Source organism: Streptomyces sp. NPDC050423 (assembly GCF_040655445.1).
Classification (GTDB): Bacteria; Actinomycetota; Actinomycetes; order Streptomycetales; family Streptomycetaceae; genus Streptomyces.
In genome coordinates this window covers 34251-52387 of sequence record NZ_JBFAJY010000015.1, presented here as the reverse complement: position 1 = coordinate 52387, position 18137 = coordinate 34251, and the positions used below count along the sequence as shown (strand labels likewise).

The following is an 18137-nucleotide window of genomic DNA, read 5'->3' as shown; positions in this document are numbered from 1 at the left end:
CCCCATGGCCGCGAACACCCCGATTGCCGCACCCTCGAACGCCGCTGCCGCCCCGGCCGGGACCGGTACGTTCGACGCGCTCGCCGCGACCCGGCCGCGCATCCGACGCGACGTGCTGTTCACCGAGACCCCCGGCGGGGTGCTCTTCCACAACGCCGACGGCGGCTTCCACCTGACCGGCCGCACCGCCTACCGCTTCGCCTCCCTCGTCGTCCCGCACCTGACCGGCCACCACCGGCTCGCCGAACTCTGCGCCGGGTTCGGACCGGCCCAGCGCGCGATGGCCGCCGAGCTGGTCAAGACGTTGTACGAGCGTGGCTTCGCCCGTGACGTGCCCGAGCCGCCGAGCGCGGCGGACCCGGTGCCGGACGAGGCCGCCGCGGAACGGTTCGCCGCGCAGATCGCGTACGTCGACCACTACGCCGACGGCGCACCCGAGCGCTTCGCACGCTTCCGCGCCACCCGGGTCGCCGTGCTCGGCGACGACGAGATCGCCCACTGGTGCGCGCTGAGCCTGCTGCGCAACGGGTGTGCGCGGATCGGCACGGTGACGGAGTCCGACGAGATCACGGCCGAGGCGGCGCGGGCCGGTGCGCGGGCCGACCGCATCGGCACCGGAGCCGGAGCGGGCTGGGACGCGCTCGACGGGTACGACGTCGTCGTGGTGACCGGCACCGGGGCCGGGGCGCGCACCCACCGGCTGCTGGCCGCCGGGATACCCGGGGGCCGCACCCTGATACCCGCCTGGATGTTCGGCGAGCGCGTGGTCGTCGGCCCGCTCGCCACCACCGACTCCACGGGCTGCTGGTCCTGCGCGGTGCTGCGGCTGGGCGGCAACGTGTCCGCCGCCGACGCCGCCGCGCTGTGGGGCGAGGCCGCGGGAGTCACCCCGGAGTCCGGTGACAGGGTGTCCGGTCCGGTCGCCGCGATGGTCGGCAACCTCATCGGCTACGAGATCTTCCGCCTCACCACCGGCGCGCTGCCCGCCGAGACCGACGGCCAGGTACTGGTCCAGGACCTGGCCTCGCTGGACGTACGGGCCGAACCCGTGCGGCCCCACCCGCGCTGCGGCCGCTGCGCCGCGCTCGACGACGGGCAGCCGCCCGCCGCGCTGCCGGACGGACTGGCGCTGCCGGTCACCGCGACCGTGGAGACGGCCCGGGACGCGGAGGCGATGGTCGAGGAGCTGAACCGGATCAGCACGGCGCTGGTCCGCCCGTACACCGGGGTCTTCAGCCGGTACGACGACGAGGCGCTGACCCAGACCCCGCTGAAGGTCAGCCGGGTCGAGGTGGCGCTCGGTGCGGGGGTGCGGCGGCTGGTCGCCGCCTTCGACGTGCACCATCTGGCCGGTGCGCGGATGCGGGCGCTGTACGCCGCCGCGACCGCGTACGTCGAGCACGTGGTCCCGCCGGCCGGGGCGGGGGCCGGGGCGGACCGGGTGCTGGGCGCCGAGGCGTTCACCACCTTCGGCGGCAGCGGCGCGTCCCCGGCCGCCTGGACCGTCGCGACCTCGCTGCTCACCAAGGAGCCCGTGCGGGTGCCCGCCGAGGCGGTGCGGACCTTCGGGGCGCGCAACCACCACCGGGTGCACCTCGCGACCTCCGCCGGATCGGGCGCGGGCCCCGGTGCGCGGGAGGCCGCGGGCACCGGCCTGATGTCGGCCCTGGCGCACGACGCGCTGCTGCGGGCGGTCCGCGGCACCACGGCCGTCAGCCCGGTCGCCGCCGACGGGGACGACCCGGAGCTGGTGTTCCTGCTGAAGTCCGCGGCCAACCTGGACCTTGCGGTGGAGCTGCTCGACCTCGGTGAGGCGGAGCGCACCTGTGCCCACGCGGTGCTGGCCCGTGAGGCCGACGGGCCCTCGGGGAACGGCCGTTGGGCGATCGGCGCGGGCCTCTCGCGGCGGGCGGCGGTCTGCGCGGCGCTGCGGGATCTCCTGGGGCAGGCGCAGCTGGCCGCCGAGGACCCGGCGGGCGTCGTGGACCTGGGCGACCCGCTGGTCCACGATCTCGCCGCCGCGGCCGTCGCGGTGACCGGCGCCCCGGTCACGGCGGGCGGGCCGGCGACCACGTTCGACGCGGTGCTGGAGCGGCTGCGGCGCACCGGACGCGACGCGCTGTACGTGGACACCACCCCGGCGGACCTGGCGACGGCCGGCATCGCCACGGCCAGGGTGCTGCTCACGGTGGACGGTGCGGGTGCCCCCGATGTCCGTTGACACGCCCGTGCGTGCCGCCGGCCCGGTACAGGAGTCCGCGCACCTGCTGACGGACCTCCTGCACGAGGCGCTGAGCCGGCACGGCACACCGCCGCCGCTGGACGTGGCGCCGCTGGGCGTACGCGACGCGTTCGCGCCCGCACCCGTGGACGCCCCGGCCGGCCCCGCGGCCGCCCCCGGCAACAGCACCACCGCCGTGCCCGTCCGCTTCTACGGCCGGCACGCCGTCGTCGGCCCCTTCACGGCCTCACGCGGGAGCGGCCCGCAGCCCTGTGCCCACTGCCTCGAACGGCGCTGGCAGGCCGTGCGGTCCGTCGCGCTGCGCGAGGCCCTGGAGCTCGGCTCCGGTACCAGGGCGGCCGGGGAATCCCCCTACGTCACACCGTTCACGGCCCACACCCTCGCCGGCCTCGTCGCCGCCAGAACCGCCGGGGACGGACCGGACACCGGCGCCTTCCCCGCCGTGCACCTGGTGGACCTGGAGACCCTGACGGTCCGGCACTACCCGCTCGTACCCGACCCGGAGTGCCCGCGCTGCGGACACGTCGAACCGGACACCGCCGAGGCCGCGGTGCTCACCCTGCGGCCCGCGCCCAAGGCCAGGCCCGGCACCTTCCGGGTCCGGGACATCGAGACGTACGAACTGCCCGTCGAGCCGTACGCCAACCCCGTCTGCGGCTCGCTCGGCCCCTCCGTCGTGCAGGACGTCTCCTCGACGTCGACCTCGGCCACCATCGGCTGCTTCTCCATGCGTTCGGGCGAATACCTCCGCGAGACGTACTGGGGCGGTCACGCCGACACCTTCGCCGAGAGCATGCGGATCGGGGTGCTCGAAGGCCTGGAGCGGTACGCGGGCATGCGCTCCCGGGCCAAGCGCGCGCAGACCCGCGGTTCGCTGGACGCGCTGCGCGGCCGTGGTGAGCGGGCCCTCGACCCGCGCGTCTGCGGGCTGTACTCCGACGCCTTCCACCGCGCCAACCCCCGCGTCCCGCCGTTCTCCCCGGACCGCGAGATCCCCTGGGTGCACGGCTACTCGCTGCGCGACAACCATCCGGTCCTGGTCCCGGAAGTCCTCACGTACTACCACGCGCCCGGCCTGGAGAACCGCTTCGTGCAGGAGAGCTCCAACGGCTGTGCCTCGGGCGGCTGCCTGGAGGAGGCGGTCTACTTCGGCCTGATGGAGGTCATCGAACGCGACGCGTTCCTGCTGACCTGGTACGGGCGGGCCGCCCTGCCCGAGATCGATCCGCGCACCAGCCGCCGCCCGGCCACCCGGCAGATGGTCGACCGGCTGGAGATGTACGGCTACGAGGCCCGCTTCTTCGACACCCGGATCTCCTTCCCCGTCCCCGTCGTCACCGGCGTCGCGGTGCGGCCCGACGGGGGTCTGGGCCGGATGTGCTTCGGCGCGGGCGCCGGACTCGACCCGGAGGCGGCCCTGGCCGGTGCGCTCTGCGAGATCGCCACCGACGCGGTGAACCTCCGGCGCCGCACCGAGCGCGATCTGACCCGGCTGCGCGCCATGGCCGACGACTTCGGACGGGTCGAGGCGCTGCACGACCACCCGCTGGCCTACGGAATCCCCGAGATGGGCAGCCACGCCCACTTCCTGATCGGCGAACCGGGAGCGCCGCGCCCGCCCGCCCGGTCCTTCGCCGAGCTGTACGGGGACGGCTCCGTACCCCCCGTCTCCGACGACCTGCGGGAGGACCTGGCGAGTTGCGTGGACGCGGTCACCGCCGCCGGCTTCGACGTGATCGTCGTCGACCAGACCATGCCGGAACAGCGTGAACTGGGCCTGACCACGGTCTCCGTCATCGTGCCCGGGCTGCTGCCGATCGACTTCGGCTGGACGCGGCAGCGGGCGCTGGACATGCCGAGGCTGCGTACCGCGCTGGGTGCGGCCGGTCTGCGTCCGGGCGAACTCACCGACGCCGAACTGAACCTCGCCCCCCACCCCTTCCCGTGATCCGTCACCCGTGACCAAGGAGCCTGCCATGGGGTACGCCCATGAATACGCCGACGCGATCCTCGCGCGAAACCGGGTCCCGATGGAGCCGGCGGACTACGTGCCGAACTGGGTGGACGGCCCGCGCAAGGGCAAGCACTACCCGGGTGTCGACAGCATGCCGCTGCCCGCGTCCGGTTACCCGGCCGACGCCTCGCTCGACCGCGGCCTGGACCAGGACGCCGTCAGGGACGGGGAGTTCGACCTTCCGGCGCTCTCCGGAATGCTCCGTGACTCCTACGGCCTGACCGGCCGCAGGCTCGGCGTCCAGGCCAACACCGATCTGAGCGCCCTGCCGCACTACCCGCTCGCCAACTGGTCCCGGGGCTCCGCCTCCGGCGGCGGCCTCTACCCGGTCAGCGTGTACTGGGTGTCCGGGGCGAGCGGGCCCGTACCGCCGGGCGTGCACTACTACTCCACCCGCCACCACGCCATGCAGCGGCTGCTGACCGGCGAGGTGTCGCACGAGGTGCGGGCGGCGCTCGGGGACGGGGCGCCGGGGCCGGACACCGACCAGTACCTGGTCCTGGGCATCAAGTACTGGCAGAACGCCTTCAAGTACAACAACTTCTCCTTCCACGCCGTGTCCATGGACCTCGGCGCCTGCCTCCAGACCTGGCGGATGTGGGCGGGCGCCAGGGGGCTGTCCGTCGAACCCGCGCTCTGGTTCGACGAGGAGCGGCTCGGGCGGCTGCTCGGCGTGGACACCGAGGAGGAGGGCCTCTTCGCCGTCGTCCCGCTGAAGTGGGCGGGCACCGGCCCCCGCCCGGAGCCGGCCCCCGCCCCGCCGGCCGAGGTCTCCGTACGCCACCGGGACCAGGAGCGTTCGCGCACCGTGCTCACCTTCGACGCGCTGCGCCGGATGCAGGCGGTCACCGCCGGGCACGCCGCGGACCGGCCGGGCCCCGCGGATCTCGCCCCCGCGGCGGCGCACCCCGTGGACCGGGCCCGCCCCGAGGTGGCGCTGCCGCCTGCCGGGCCGATCGGAACCGACGTACGCACCGCGCTGCGCGACCGGCGCAGCAGCTTCGGCCGCTTCGACGCCCAGCACCCGCTGACCGCCGAGCAGCTGGCGTCCTGCCTGGCAGCCGCCGCGGCCGGTTCGCGGATCGGCGGGGACAGCGGCGGGCAGCGGCTGGCGAAGCTGTACGCGTTCGTCAGCCATGTCGAGTCGCTCACCCCGGGGGCCTACGAATACGACCCCGAGGCGCACAGCCTGCGACTGGTGAAGGCGGGCCGGCCCGGCGAGTTCCTCCAGCGCAACTACTTCCTGACGAACTACAACCTGGAACAGGCGGGCGCCGTCCTGGTGCCCACCGTCCGTACCCACGCCGTGCTCGACGCCGTCGGCGACCGGGGATACCGCCTGGTCAACGCCACCATCGGGGCGATCGCCCAGACCGTGTACACCGCCGCGTCCGCCGTGCACACCGGATGCGGGGTGGCACTCGGCTTCGACAACCTCAGTTACGTCGAGGAGCTCGGCCTCGAAGGGACGGGCGAGGCACCGCTGCTGATCATGATGATCGGCAGCGAGCGGCCCGCCCCGGCCGACTTCCGGTACGAGATCGCCTGAGCCCCACCACCGTCGACGATGCCCGTAACCGGAAGGGGAAGCCCCGAAATGACCTCGGACAACCCGCCCACCGCCGTCACCCGGCCCCGCTTCATGCTGCGGGTCGCCGGGCTGCCGGTGGAGAGCGTGCAGGCGCTGCGCTGCCCGGAGAGCCGCCGCTGGACCGATGAACTCCTCGACTCGACCGAGCGGTCGAGGGCCGAGGGGCAGGCGCTCGGCGACCTGATCCACGGTCTGGTCGGCGGCAGCGAGGACGAGGCGCTGCGCCGGACGCTGCTCAAGCTGCGCCGCGACGTCTTCAACAACCGGCTGCCCCGCCCCGACGCCGCCGAGCGGTCCCTCGCCCTGGTGCGGGGCCTCGACCCGGCAACGGGTGCGGCACTGGCCGGCTGGCTGACCGCCAGGCGCCGGCTGGACGAGCACCGGGCCGCCGGCGCCGGGCTGCTCGCCGAGGAGACCGGCCGGGCCCGCGAGGCGCTGCGCCGGACCGCGGGCGAGGAACGGCTGCGCAACGGGCTGCTGCTGGCATCACCCACGCTGGACGCCCAGCTCGACGCGTACACGCGAAACGGCGGCGGCCCGAACCCCGACCGCAAGCAGCGCAAGATCGAACGCTCGCTGCTCTCCTACGTGTACCGCACGGCCTGCAAGACCAGCCCCTTCTCCACGTTCACCGGGGTGGCACTGGGCACCCTCGGCGAACCGGACGAGGGCGGCGGCGGGCTCGGTGTCCGGGTCGACGACGACTGGAGCGGGCGCATCCGGCTCAACGTGGTGGCCGTCGGCCGGCTCGCCGAAGCGGTGATCGCCGATCCGGTGCGCCGCGCCGACCTGCCGGTCGCCCCGGCCTCCGGCTGGGGCCGCGACGACGACCGGGTCCGCTATGTGCGTCGCTGGGTCACCCAGGGCGACGAGGACACCGCCGTCACCTTCGACGCGGTGAAGGACCGGCTGTTCTTCCTCCACCGCAGCGGCACCCTGGAACGGCTCCTCGCCATGTTCGAGGAGCACGGCACCCTGCGCTACGGCGAGCTGGTGAGCTGGCTGGCCGAGGACCGGGGAGCGGGCGAGGAGGAGTGCGCCCAGTACCTCAAGGCACTCCTGGACCTCGGCATGGTGCAGGTCCCGTGCCTGCGCACCGAGGTCCACGACACCGACCCGCTGGGTGCCTTCCAGTCCTCCCTGCGAGGCCTCGGCCGGCCCTGGGCCGACCGGCTGGCCGCCCGCCTGGACACCCCGATGTCCTGCATCGACCGGTTCGCGGACGCGGACCCGGCCGGGCGGCGGGCGCTGCTCGACGAGGTGCGCGGCTCGCTGCGCACCCTCCAGGAGGAGGAGCTCGGCGTCGCCGCGGCGAAGATTCCGCAGACCCTGCTCTACGAGGACGCGGCGGCCGGGCACACGGCCCGGCTGTCCGCCCCGGACTGGGAGCGGCTGGCGGCCGGTCCGCTCGGCGCCGTGGAGCGCGTCCTGCCCGCGTTCGACCTCACGCTGCCGCAGCGCGTGACGTTCAAGGGGTTCTTCCTCGCCCGGTACGGGCAGGGCGGGCGCTGCGACGACCTGCTGAAGCTGGTCCACGACTTCCACGAGGACTTCTTCGACCAGTACATCTCGTTCACCTCGAAGCACACCACGTTCGACGAGGACGGGAACTACGTACCCGAGGAGAACTGGCTCTCCCTGCCGCAGCTCAAGGCCCTCGACACGGCCCGGCTGGCCTTCGTCGAGCGGATGCGCGCCCTGTGGACGGCCACCACGTCGGCCCCGGGCCCGGTCCCGGACGAGATCCGGATCGACGACGGCTTCCTCGCCGAGGTCGCCGCCGAACTCGAACCGCTGGCAACGGACTTCACCCCGCTCACGCACCATGTGCAGATCGTGGACCGGCCCGTCGATCCGCTGGTCGTCCTGAACCGTTCCTACGGCGGGGTGTCCTTCCCGTTCAGCCGGTTCACCCATCTCTTCGACGGCCTGGACGAGCAACTCCTCGACGCCACCACACCTCTCGTGCCCGAGGGCGCCGTCCTCGCCGAGGTCACCGGGGGACCCGTCACCAGCAACCTCAACCTGCACGGCCGGCTCACCGGGTACGAGATCGTCTGCCCCGGTGAGCGCGGCACCCTGCCCCCGGACCGCCGCATCCACCTGGACGACCTGTACCTCGTCCACGACCCGGACTCCGACCGGCTCACGCTGCGCTCCACCCGCCTGGACAAGGAGGTCATCCCGGTCTACCTCGGCTACCTCGTCCCGCTCGCGCTGCCCGAACTGCCCCGCACCCTGCTGCTGCTCTCACCGACCTCGATGTCCCCGCTCCACGTCTGGGGCGGCGTCCCCGAGGGCGCCCCCGTCAACGGGGTGACCAGCAGGCCGCGTGTCCGGCACGGCAGCGTGGTGCTCAGCCGGCGCAGCTGGACCGCGCTCGCCCCGGCCCTGCCGCTGCGCGGTCCCGGGACGGCGGACGACGCGTGGTTCCTGGACTGGCACGCGTTCCGCCGCGCCCACGCCCTGCCGGACCGGGTGTTCGTCACCGTCTCGGACGGCGGGGCGCGCGGGGCGACCGGGGCCAAGCCGAGCTACCTCGACTTCGACAGCCCGCTCTCGCTGGCGGCCTTCGAGGCGCTGGTCAGGAGCCCCGGGGCGCGGGTCGTGTTCCGGGAAATGCTGCCCGACGAGGACTCCCTGCACACCGTCTCCGCCCACGGCCACCACGTCGCCGAGCTCGCGCTGGAGACCCTCGCCCCCGTCCGAGAGAGGAACCACCCATGAGCTCAGCCCTCACCGGCCCCGCCCCCGCGGACACCCGCCGGGCGGGAGCCTGGCAGGCCACCCACATCTTCTACGCCGCCAACCCCCGCCCCATGCTCACGCACTGCATCCGCCCCCTGATCGCCGCGCTGGAGGCCGACGGGCTGCTCGCGGGGTACTTCTTCATCAACTACTGGCTGGAGGGTCCGCATGTGAGGCTGCGGATCAGGCCCTCCGGCCCGGAGGCCGAGGCAGAGGTCCGGCGCCGCACGGAGGAGGCCCTCGACGCGTTCCTGACCGAACGCCCCGCCCTGTACGAAGTGGACTCGGGGTTCCTCAACGAGTTCTACAACGCCCTGTTCGACATCGAGTTCCCCGGCGCCGAACGCGGCCCGTACATGGACGACCGGGGCCGGATGAATCTGCGCCCCAACAACTCGCGCAGCGACGAGAGTTACGATCCGGAGTACGCCAAGTACGGCGGCCCGGCCGGGATCGAGCTGGCCGAATGGCACTTCCGGCACTCCAGCGACCTGGTCATCGACGCCTTCCGGTCGAAGAACCTGCACCTGCGGACCGTACTGCTGGGCACCTCCGCCCAGTTGATGATGGTGATGTCGGCGACCTTCCTGCCCGACCGGCAGAAGCTGGCCGACTACCTCGACAGCTACTACGAGTTCTGGCACCGGGCGTTCCCCGGGACCGGCTTCATCGGCAGCGACGAGTACGACAGCAACTACGCCTCGATGGCCGCCGGCCTCGCCTCCCGCTTCGACCGCGTCCGCGCCGCAACGGCGGGCGAGGGCGGCGCCGCCCGGCTGCCCGGCTTCCTCGCGGGATGGGCCGAGCACTGCGCCGAACTCCGGGAGCGGGTGGTCACGCTGGCCCGCGACGGCGATCTGGTGTTCCCGTCCCGCGACGGCGACGGCGAGGAGCCGGTCACCGCCCCGTCGGCCGCGCTGCCGATGCTCCTCTCCCCGTACATGCACATGACCAACAATCGGCTGCATGTGACGATCAGGGACGAGGCCTACCTCTCGCACGTGCTCGGCCGCGCCCTGCGGGAGTCCGGATGAGCGCCGTCGCGCCCGGCTCCGCCGAGGCTCTCGCCGCCTACCGTCCCGCGCTGCGGCCCGGAGTCCTGCTCAGCGAGGCGCTGCTGCACGGCGCCGCGACGGTGCACCTGATCAAGGACACCGACAGCGACAACTCCTTCAAGGTCGGTACCAAGGAGCACTTCCTCATCGCCCGGATGGACGGCGAGCACACCCTCGGAGAGATCGGCGAGGCATACGCGCAGGCCTACGGACGCCGGCTCGACCACGCCCGCTGGCAGCAGATCCTCCGGATGCTCGGCACCCGCGGCCTGCTGGCCGGGGGGCCCGCCCGGACGCCCGCCGAAGCCGCGGGCGGCCCCGGACCCGCCGCGCCCGCACCGCCGCGACGGGGCGTCCTGCGCGGCAGCATCCGGCTGGTCGCCGACGCGGACGCCACCGCGGCCCGGCTGCACCGGGCCGTGGGCTTCCTCCTCGCCCCGGGATGGATGGTGCCGCTGCTGACGGCCGTCGTGGCGATGGAGGCGGTGATCGCCCTGCGGGCGGGCGAGGTCCTCCAGGACACCCGCGAGGTCTTCACCAATCCGGTGCTGCTGACCGGCCTGGCCACGCTGCTCTGGTTCAGCACCGCCCTGCACGAACTGGCCCACGCCGTCGTCGCCCGGCACAACGGCGGCAAGGTCGCCGAGATCGGCCTGCGCTGGCGGTTCCCCGTGCTCATCATGTACTGCACGGTGGACAACTACCTGTACCTGGGCTCCCGCAGGCAACGCATCAACACCGCGCTCGCCGGCGCGGTGATGAACCTGCTGTTCCTGCTGCCGTTCTGCGCTCTGTGGCTGTTCGCCCCGCTCGACGACCCCACACACGACGCGCTCGGCGCGCTGCTGCTCCTCGGCAGCGTCCAGGCACTCGCCATGCTGGTGCCCCTTCCGCCGCTCGACGGCTACCGGATCGCCGGACAGCTGTGCGGGGCCACCGAACTGGCCGCCTCGACCACCACGTATCTGCGCCTGGCCGCACGCCGCGACCCGGCCGCCGCCGACTACCCGCGGCGCGCCCGGACCGCGTATCTCGGCTACGGAACGTGCGCGGTGCTCGCCCTCGTCCTGGTCGTCGCCGCCGTCGTCGCGGCCGTTGTCCACCTGCTCCCCGCCTGACCGCCGCCCGACCCGCCGATCAGTGGCGGACAAGGAGAAGCCCATGACCCCCACCGCCCCGTCCGCCGCCTCCGGAGCCCAGGCCGGCCCGGACCGCGACCACCCGGCCGCCGTCGTCCTCGACGGTGTGCACAAGCGGTACGGCGACACCCGTGCCGTCGACGGGGTGTCGCTCACCGTGCCGCGCGGCGAGTTCTTCGGCCTGCTCGGACCCAACGGGGCGGGCAAGACCACCCTCGTGGAGATCATGGAGGGTCAGCGCAGGGCCGACTCCGGGACCGTGACCGTCCTCGGCGGCAGCCCCTGGCCACGCAACGCCGCGCTGCTGCCCCGGCTCGGCGTACAGACCCAGAGCTCGGCGTTCTTCGTCAGGCTCACCGCCCGGGAGCACCTGCGCACGGTGGCGGCGCTGTACCGGACGGACGACGCGGCGGCCGAACGCGCCCTGGCCTCCGTCGGCCTCACCGAACACGGCGACACCCGGGTCGGTGACCTCTCCGGCGGCCGGCGCCAGCGGCTCGCCATCGCCTCCGCACTGGTCCACGAACCGGAACTGATCTTCCTCGACGAGCCGACCGCCGCCCTCGACCCGCAGGCCCGACGGGATCTGTGGCACGTGCTGCGCGAGCTCAAGGGGGCGGGCCGCACCATCATCTACACCACCCACCACCTGGACGAGGCCGAGGCACTCTGCGACCGCGTCGCCATCATCGTCGACGGTTCCATCGCCGCCCTGGACAGCCCGGCCCGGCTCATCGCCGGCTCGAACCCCACCACCCGGCTGCTGGTCCCGCCGGGCCGGCTGGACGCCGCACGGGCGCGCGAGATCGACGGCGTCGACCGGGTCACCGAGGAACCCGACGCACTCGTCCTGGAGACCCTCGAATCGGGCCGGGTGCTGTCCGAGATCGACCGGCTGACCGGTCTCCAGGGCGTACAGACACGCACGGCGAGTCTTGAGGACGTCTATCTGACGCTCACGGGCGCGAACAGCGGCCCGCCCCAGCCCCAGCCCCAGCCCTAGGCAGTGTCCGCGAAGTCCCGTCTGGCGCGCGGGGTCCCGCCCGGCTTCCGCCACCCCCGTCCCCACCACCCCGCTTTCAGCGATACGGAGACCCCGATGAGCGCATACGCGGCGCTGACCACGGCCGGATACCGGGCCTGCACACGCGACAAGACCACCCTGTTCTTCACGTTCGCCTTCCCGCTCGTCTTCCTGGTGGTCTTCGGCCTGATCTTCCACGGCCAGACGGTCGAGGAGAGCGGCAGGCCGTACATCAACTACATCGCCCCCGGCGTGCTGTCCTGGGGCATCGGGAACGCGGCCGTCTTCAGCGTCGGCTTCACCCTCATGCAGTGGCGGCGCGACGACGTCCTGCGCCTCATCCGGATGACCCCGACCCCGCTCTCCGCCATCCTCGCCTCCCGCTACGTCCTGGCGGTCGGCATCGGGGCCGTGCAGGCCGTGCTCTTCGTCTCGGTCTCCCTGCTGCCGGTGTTCGGCCTCCAGCCGGCCGGCCGCTGGCCGCTCGTCCTGCCGGTGCTGGTCATCGGCATCACGGCCTTCCTCGCGATAGGGGTCATCGTCGGCAGCAGCGCGAACACACCGGAGGCGGTCGCCGCCGTGGCCAACTGCCTGATGGTTCCGATGGCGTTCCTGTCGGGCTCGTTCTTCCCGCTGGACTCCATGCCGACCTGGATGCAGAACCTGTCGTACGTCCTGCCGCTGCGCTACCTCAACGACGGGATCTCCGGAGCGCTCACCGGCAACGGCACCACCGGACACATCGCACTGTCCTGCGCGGTGCTGGCCGGATTCGCCGTCGTCCTGTGCGTGATCGCGGCGAGGACCTTCCGCTGGAGCGACAAGTCATGAACACAGCCACCGCTACCGCCACGGCCGCGGCCACCACCCGCCCGCTGCCCGGGGAGAGCCCACTGGAGTCGGCCCGTACCGGACTTCAGCACGAACTGGCCACCAGATACGGGCGGTTGGCCACTCCCGGAACGCTCCCCGCACCTCTCGTCGTCCCGCTGGGCGCCGCCGACACCCTCGGGCACGGCCTCCCCGACCCGTACGCGGACAGCCGCCCGGCCGCCAACGTCCAGCTCACCTCGCGGGCCGTGCTCATCGGCCCCTGGGGCGGCGACGGCACCGCGACCGCCTGCGGGCAGTGCCTCGCCATGCGCTGGCAGCGGCTGCGCAGCCGCTCCGAGCGCGAGGCGCTGGAACTCGGCCGCGCACCGCACGGCGCCACCCACTGGCCGGTGCTCACCGGGTACACCGTCGACGCGGCCTGGGCCGTCTACCGCGCGGTCCTGGGCGGCGGCCACGACACCCCCGAGGCGGCCCCCGCCGACCGGGCGCTGCCCCGCGTCACCCGCGTCGACCTGGCGACCCTGGCCACCGCGACCTTCCCGCTGTTGCCCGAACCCCTGTGCCCCCACTGCGTCCACGAGGTCCCCGACACCGCGGAGGCGGCCCGGATGACCCTGGGCCCGGCGCCCAAACCCGACCCGGGCGGCTACCGGCTGCGCTCCCTCTCCTCCTACGCGCTGCCGACGGCCGCGCTCGCCAACCCGGTGTGCGGCGCCCTCGGCGCCGACACCTGGATCAACCCGACGTCCACCACCACCGCCCCGGTCGCCGGTACGCACTTCGTGCGCGGCTACGCCGGACTCAACGACGTGACGTGGAGCGGCCAGGCCAACAGCTACGCCACCAGCCGCGTCCTCGCGCACCTGGAGGGCCTCGAACGGTACGCGGGCACCACGCGCCGACGCGGCACCTCACCGGTGACCGACAGCTGGACCAACCTCGCGGACCGGGCGCTGAACCCCGCCGACTGCGGCTTCTACGCCCCGGACACCTACGCGAGCGACCCGATGGTCTCCCCGTTCGACCCGGACCGGCCCATCCCCTGGGTGTGGGCCCACTCCCTGCGTACGGACCGCCCCGTCCTCGTACCCGCCAGACTGGCCCACTACAGCGCCGGCGTCGAGGCCGACAACTTCGTCTTCGAGTGCTCCAACGGCTGTGCCACTGGCGGCAGTCCGCAGGAGGCGATCCTGTTCGGCCTCCTCGAACTCATCGAGCGGGACGCCTTCCTCCTCGCCTGGTACGGCCGCACCCCGCTGACCGCGATCGACCTCACCACCTGCCGCTCCGCCGCCGTCCGCAGCATGATCGACCGGGCCGGGCTCCAGGGCTACGACGTCCACGCCTTCGACACCCGCATGGACCTCGACATCCCCGTCGTCACGGCGCTCGCCGTGCGCCGGGACGGCGGCCCGGGAACGCTGTCGTTCGCCGCGGCGGCCGGATTCGACCCGGAGGGAACCGTCGAGTCGGCCCTGTCCGAAGTGCTCACGTACATCCCGCACCTGCCCTACCAGGTGGCCGAGCGGTACGACGAACTCACCGCCATGTCCGGCGACTTCACCAGGGTGCGTCAGCTGAAGGACCACGCCCAGCTGTACGGGCTGCCCGCGATGGCCGTGCACGCCAGGGAGTACCTGGAGCCCGTCGGCGTACGGACACTGGAGGCGACCTTCGCCGACTGGCAGGCGCGGCGGCCGCGCACCGGGGACCTGCTGGACGATCTGAACCTGCTGCGGGACGGGCTCGTCGCCGCCGGGCACGACGTCATCGCCGTCGATCAGACCACCCCCGAGCAGCGCCGGATGGGTCTGCACACCGTCGCCACGATCGTGCCCGGCCTGCTGCCGCTCGACTTCGGCTGGACGCGGCAGCGGGCGTTGCTGATGCCCCGGCTGCGGACCGCGCTGCGGGCGGCCGGCCGGCGCACGGACGAACTGCCGGAGACCGAGGTCAAGCGCGTGCCGCACCCCTTCCCGTGACATCAGGGGCGGCGGGACGGTGCCGGCACGGCATGCGACAGCCCCCTCGCGCACAGTTCGCGAGGGGGCTGCCGTGCGTACCGGCCGGGCGTGGATCAGGCGCAGCAGGAGGTGGTGCTGGTGGTGCTGGAACAGGTCGACGTCGAGGAGCAGGACGTGGAGCCGGCGAGCACGACCTCCGCGGCGTCCGAGTAGTCCGAGATCTCGAAGGTCTCCGACTCCAGCTCCAGGATCTCGTCGGCGAGGGTGGCGAGCTCGGTCTTGGGGGCCATGGTGTTCTCCTCGGGTTCACGGGGGCGGACCGGCTGTTCCGGCACCGTTCCCCTGCGCTGATGGCATTCCAGCCCCGGCCGCTGTCAGATCGGCCGCGGTTTCGCTGTCACCCCGCTGGCACCCGGTGACAGCGGAACGCCGTACTCACGCCGCGGGGGCGGCGCAGGCTCGGTACCGAGACCCACCGAACGGAAGAGGCGAGCCCATATGCCAGCCCGTGCGCCAGGCCAGATGCGAGCCAGTGTGCCTGCCCACGGGCCGGAGAACCCCGCCTCGCCCCGGCCCCCGGCCGTCTCCCGGGAGGTGCTGCGCCCCGCGCTGGAGTTCTGTCTCGACGTGCACGCCCACCCCGAGCTCTCCGGGGCCGAGCGGCGTACCGCGGACCGGTTCGCGGCCCGGCTGGAGGCGAGCGGCTGCACCGTCACCCGAGGGGTCGGCGGCGGCCACGGTGTCGTCGGCGTGCTGCGCAACGGCGAGGGTCCCACCGTGATGATCCGCGCCGAGCTCGACGCCCTCCCGGTGACCGAGCGGACCGGCCTGGCCTACGCGAGCACCGTGCCCGGTGTGATGCACGCCTGCGGCCACGACGTCCATCTCGCGGCGGCCGACGGTGCGGTGGCCGGGCTGGCCCGTACGCGCTCCGCGTGGCGCGGCACCGTCCTGGTGGTGGGCCAGCCTGCCGAGGAGACCCTGTGCGGTGCGCGGGCGATGCTGGCGGACGGGCTGTACGAACGGTTCGGCACCCCGGACGCCGTCCTCGCCCAGCACACCTCGCCCGCCCCGGCCGGCACCCTGGCGCACGCGGCGGACTTCCGCACCCCGCTGCTGGCGGCCAGTACGGCGCTGGACGTCACGCTGTACGGCAGGGGCGGTCACGCGGGCACCCCGCACCTCGCCGTCGATCCGGTACTGGCGGCGGCCGCCACCGTCATGCGGCTCCAGTCGGTGGTCTCCCGGGAGACGTCCCCGGCCGAGCACGCGGTGCTGACCGTCGGTTCGATCCATGCCGGCGAACGCGGCAACGTGATCCCGGACACCGCTGAACTCTCGCTGTGCATAAGAGCGTTGTCCGACCCGGTGATCCACCGGATGGCGGCGGCCGCGGAGCGGATCGTGCGGGCCGAGTGCGCCGCGTCCGGCTGTGTGCGCGAACCCGACCTCACCGTCACCTCGCGGTCGCCCGCGCTGCTGCCGGACCCCGCCGCCACCGCCGCCGTACGCGGGGCGCACGAGGCCCTGTTCGGGCCGGACCGGGTCACGGACTGCGGGCCCCTCACGGCCACCGAGGACTTCGCGTGGTTCGGTGAACAGGGGGTGGCGACGGTGTACTGGATGCTCGGTGTCACCGGGGCCGGGCCGTGGCGCGCGGCCAGAGCCGGAGGCCCGCCCGTACCGGCCAACCACGCACCGGAGTTCGCCCCCGACCTGCGTACCGCGCTGCCGACCGGGATCGCGGCGATGGCGGCGGCGGCCCGGCAGATCCTGGACGGCGAGGGGGACGGCCGGTGATGAGCGGGGCCGGGCGGGAGCACGGCGCGGACCCGGCCCACGGCCATGTCCCCGCGGACGCCCCCGCCCATGTCCCCGTCCGTCTCCGCGGCCACGTCCCCGGACATGCTCCCGGCTCCGTCCCCGTTGACGCCCCCGGCCAGGTCTCCGCCCATGTCGACCTGGCGGCCGTGCGCGTCGACCGCACCGCCCCGGCCGGCGGGACCACCCTCTTACGCCTGCTGAGCCTGCTGCCGCCCCACTGGGACTGCGCACCGCGTTCCGTGGCGTCCGACCGGATCATGCTGCGGATCGCCCCGGGGCCGTCGGCGGACCTGGGCACGGTCCGCCGCGCCGTACGCGGAGTCCTGGCCGACCGGGCGTTGGCGGGCTGGGCGGTGGGGGAGCCGGACGGGGGACGGCCGGACGGAGGGGGACTGGGTGGAGGAGGACCGGGCAGACGGTGCGCGGGAGCGGTGACGGCCGTCGCGCGGCACCGCCATGACCGCCCCGCGCGGGGCCGGCGCCGGTCACCGGCTGCCCTCCCGTGTCACACCCACCCGCGCTCCCGAGCCAGCAGCGCCGCCTGGGCCCGGCTGGAGGCGCCGAGCATCTGTATCAGCTCGGCGACATGACGCCGGTACGTCCGTACCGAGACGCCCAGCTCACGGGCGCCCGCCTCGTCCTTGCCCACGGTGCACATCGACACGAGCACCCGCCGCTCCGCCCCGGACAGAGCCGCGTCCGCCGGCCCGCCGCCCTCGTCATCGGCGTGTGCGAGGTCCACGCACTGGTCCCAGATCTTCTCGAAGAGCGCGACGATGTTGGAGACCAGGCCGCTGCGATGGGCGAGCAGCACGCCGCGCGAGGGGTCGCGCGGGTCCAGCGGGACGAGGGCGGTCCGGCGGTCGTACACGAGCAGCCGTTCGGTGGTGTCGGAAGTGACCCGGATCGCGGCGCCGTGCGCGGCCAGCTCCCGCAGGTGGGCGGCCGTCGCCGGATCCTCCAGTGCGGCCCGCGCGACGACGGACCGGATGCGTACGCCGCGGCGCAGACATCGCAGGTCCATGGGGCGGGAGCGGGCGATGCTCTCGGGGGAGAGCCTGGTGTACGGCTCCACGGAGAGGATCTCGTCCCGCGCGAAGAACGCGAGGTCGTCGATCCGGTCGCGTATCCGGTCCACCCCCTCCAACTGTTCGATGCCCACCGGCGGAGGTCTTCGGCCACCCTGCTCCGCGCGTAGACCATCAATGAGGTGGCGTGATCGGGTGACCCGCTGCAGCTCCTGGTGGAGGATATTCAGCCGCAGGTCGACCAGCCGGGCCAGCGCGATGTCCGGGTCTGCCGGGAAGATCCCCGGATCAGTGCTCTCGGGGTGGAGCAGCCCGAGCTCCCGGAGCCGGGCGACGCAGGCGCGTAACGCCTGTGCGTCGGTGTGCAGCAGCAGATGCAGGCCGTCGGTACCGGCGCCGGGGTTGCGCAGGAAGTGCCGGTAGACGTCCTCCTCGGCCTCCGAGACCCCGAGTACGGACATCTCGTTCTTGCCCACGTATACCCCCACTGCCTGGTCTGTGTGCAGCCGAAATTTCGGGTATTGCCGTTGAATAAGTGCAGGTCGACGATGCCGTCCGCCGCCGTCCTGGCAACGGCTCGCGGGCTCGGTAGCGTACCCGCTGCCATGTGCGCCGCGTCAGTGATCGTGCCCGTCCACGGGTGGCGTATTCCCGCCGTACGGCCCCGCCCGTTC

General features: G+C 73.5%; 12 protein-coding genes. 10 read left to right on the top strand and 2 right to left on the bottom strand.

The window, feature by feature from the left end:
* Positions 1–4 precede the first annotated feature (4 nt).
* The 9 genes from AB0I52_RS13825 to AB0I52_RS13785 all read left to right on the top strand — a co-directional run bounded on the left by AB0I52_RS13825 (position 5) and on the right by AB0I52_RS13785 (position 14629).
* The gene (locus tag AB0I52_RS13825) at positions 5–2221 is read left to right on the top strand and encodes a TOMM precursor leader peptide-binding protein (RefSeq protein WP_363072120.1); all 2217 of its coding nucleotides are present in this window, start codon (positions 5–7) and stop codon (positions 2219–2221) included.
* A complete protein-coding gene (locus tag AB0I52_RS13820; RefSeq protein ID WP_363072118.1) occupies positions 2211–4190 on the top strand; it encodes a TOMM precursor leader peptide-binding protein in 1980 nt (659 codons plus the stop codon). Before AB0I52_RS13825 ends, AB0I52_RS13820 begins: the two co-directional genes overlap by 11 nt.
* Before the next feature lie 28 nt (positions 4191–4218).
* Positions 4219–5805, top strand: coding sequence for a SagB family peptide dehydrogenase (locus AB0I52_RS13815; RefSeq protein WP_363072116.1), 1587 nt, complete (start codon positions 4219–4221; stop codon positions 5803–5805).
* A gap of 48 nt (positions 5806–5853) precedes the next feature.
* A complete protein-coding gene (locus tag AB0I52_RS13810) occupies positions 5854–8574 on the top strand; it encodes a lantibiotic dehydratase (RefSeq protein ID WP_363072114.1) in 2721 nt (906 codons plus the stop codon).
* A complete protein-coding gene (locus AB0I52_RS13805; RefSeq protein ID WP_363072111.1) occupies positions 8571–9629 on the top strand; it encodes a lantibiotic dehydratase C-terminal domain-containing protein in 1059 nt (352 codons plus the stop codon). The genes AB0I52_RS13810 and AB0I52_RS13805 overlap by 4 nt, the downstream gene beginning before the upstream one ends.
* The gene (locus AB0I52_RS13800) at positions 9626–10768 is read left to right on the top strand and encodes a M50 family metallopeptidase (RefSeq protein WP_363072109.1); all 1143 of its coding nucleotides are present in this window, start codon (positions 9626–9628) and stop codon (positions 10766–10768) included. The genes AB0I52_RS13805 and AB0I52_RS13800 overlap by 4 nt, the downstream gene beginning before the upstream one ends.
* 43 nt (positions 10769–10811) lie before the next feature.
* A complete protein-coding gene (locus AB0I52_RS13795; RefSeq protein ID WP_363072107.1) occupies positions 10812–11792 on the top strand; it encodes an ABC transporter ATP-binding protein in 981 nt (326 codons plus the stop codon).
* A gap of 96 nt (positions 11793–11888) precedes the next feature.
* Complete coding sequence (locus AB0I52_RS13790; protein ID WP_363072105.1) at positions 11889–12644, top strand: ABC transporter permease; 756 nt, start codon at positions 11889–11891, stop codon at positions 12642–12644.
* Entirely contained in the window at positions 12641–14629 is a 1989-nt protein-coding gene (locus AB0I52_RS13785) for a TOMM precursor leader peptide-binding protein (RefSeq protein WP_363072103.1), read from the top strand. Before AB0I52_RS13790 ends, AB0I52_RS13785 begins: the two co-directional genes overlap by 4 nt.
* 95 nt (positions 14630–14724) lie before the next feature.
* Here the strand turns inward: AB0I52_RS13785 and AB0I52_RS13780 are convergent, their stop codons facing one another.
* Positions 14725–14901, bottom strand: a complete 177-nt coding sequence (locus AB0I52_RS13780) for a thiazolylpeptide-type bacteriocin (RefSeq protein WP_073790073.1) — start codon at positions 14899–14901, stop codon at positions 14725–14727.
* Positions 14902–15133: 232 nt separating this feature from the next.
* Here AB0I52_RS13780 and AB0I52_RS13775 point away from each other — a divergent pair, with 232 nt between their 5' ends.
* Complete coding sequence (locus tag AB0I52_RS13775; RefSeq protein ID WP_363072101.1) at positions 15134–16411, top strand: amidohydrolase; 1278 nt, start codon at positions 15134–15136, stop codon at positions 16409–16411.
* 529 nt (positions 16412–16940) lie between these two features.
* Here the strand turns inward: AB0I52_RS13775 and AB0I52_RS13770 are convergent.
* Positions 16941–17939 carry a helix-turn-helix transcriptional regulator gene (locus AB0I52_RS13770; RefSeq protein ID WP_363072281.1) on the bottom strand — a complete coding sequence of 333 codons (999 nt, stop codon included), beginning with the start codon at positions 17937–17939 and terminating at the stop codon, positions 16941–16943.
* Between the last annotated feature and the right edge of the window lie 198 nt (positions 17940–18137).

What these genes read in the sequence shown, in the direction of transcription:
- AB0I52_RS13805 (WP_363072111.1), top strand. Translation starts at nt 8,571, where the DNA reads ATGAGCTCAGCCCTCACCGGCCCCGCCCCCGCGGACACCCGCCGGGCG.
- AB0I52_RS13790 (WP_363072105.1), top strand. Translation starts at nt 11,889, where the DNA reads ATGAGCGCATACGCGGCGCTGACCACGGCCGGATACCGGGCCTGCACA.
- AB0I52_RS13780 (WP_073790073.1), bottom strand. Translation starts at nt 14,901, where the DNA reads ATGGCCCCCAAGACCGAGCTCGCCACCCTCGCCGACGAGATCCTGGAG.
- AB0I52_RS13815 (WP_363072116.1), top strand. Translation starts at nt 4,219, where the DNA reads ATGGGGTACGCCCATGAATACGCCGACGCGATCCTCGCGCGAAACCGG.
- AB0I52_RS13800 (WP_363072109.1), top strand. Translation starts at nt 9,626, where the DNA reads ATGAGCGCCGTCGCGCCCGGCTCCGCCGAGGCTCTCGCCGCCTACCGT.
- AB0I52_RS13820 (WP_363072118.1), top strand. Translation starts at nt 2,211, where the DNA reads ATGTCCGTTGACACGCCCGTGCGTGCCGCCGGCCCGGTACAGGAGTCC.
- AB0I52_RS13795 (WP_363072107.1), top strand. Translation starts at nt 10,812, where the DNA reads ATGACCCCCACCGCCCCGTCCGCCGCCTCCGGAGCCCAGGCCGGCCCG.
- AB0I52_RS13775 (WP_363072101.1), top strand. Translation starts at nt 15,134, where the DNA reads ATGCGAGCCAGTGTGCCTGCCCACGGGCCGGAGAACCCCGCCTCGCCC.
- AB0I52_RS13785 (WP_363072103.1), top strand. Translation starts at nt 12,641, where the DNA reads ATGAACACAGCCACCGCTACCGCCACGGCCGCGGCCACCACCCGCCCG.
- AB0I52_RS13825 (WP_363072120.1), top strand. Translation starts at nt 5, where the DNA reads ATGGCCGCGAACACCCCGATTGCCGCACCCTCGAACGCCGCTGCCGCC.
- AB0I52_RS13810 (WP_363072114.1), top strand. Translation starts at nt 5,854, where the DNA reads ATGACCTCGGACAACCCGCCCACCGCCGTCACCCGGCCCCGCTTCATG.